At 61.5% G+C, this 571-nt stretch carries 1 pseudogene; it reads left to right on the plus strand.

Annotated features, from left to right (window positions below):
• Window positions 1-571: pseudogene (locus GIV26_RS27090) on the plus strand (hypothetical protein); the annotation flags it as partial.

Genomic DNA, 571 nt, shown 5'->3' on the forward strand with positions numbered 1-571 from the left:
ATCAGCGCCGCGGGCAATAACCGGCTTACGCGCGTGGCTTACCAGGTGCGGGACGCGGGCGGCAATCTGCCGGAGGAGCGGGCGCGCTGGTCGGCGGTGTCGTTGATTGATGTGCACCTCAATGAGGTGCGCCCCGAAGCGCCGTGGCTGCAGTTTCCAGACACCGGTACGAAAATCGACCTCGCGGAACTGGGCAGTTGGGATGTGGAAGTGGCCATTTGGGTCCTCTCCCAGGAGGCTAGCGCCTATTCCCACGTGACGCTGATCTGGGCCGGTTTGGACAGTGAAGGCAATTCGATCCCTTATACGCACACTGAAGAACTCAGTAGAGCAGGCCTTTATACCTTTGAGGTTCCCAACGCGCTGGTGAGCGCGATTGCCGAAGGCAGCGCGAGTGTGCATGCCCTGTATCAGAATGGCGCGGTGCAACAGCCTTCCGAAAAACTCTATCTGGAGGTCGTGGGGCAAGTCGTCAGGTGGCCGGCGCCGACGATAGACGAGGACCAGGGTGGCCATATCGAGCCGGATGTCGACGCGACCGTACGCTTCCCCCTTCAAGGGAGCTGGCCGA

The organism is Pseudomonas sp. PA-1-3F (genome assembly GCF_021609665.1).
Taxonomy (GTDB): domain Bacteria; phylum Pseudomonadota; class Gammaproteobacteria; order Pseudomonadales; family Pseudomonadaceae; genus Aquipseudomonas; species Aquipseudomonas paracarnis.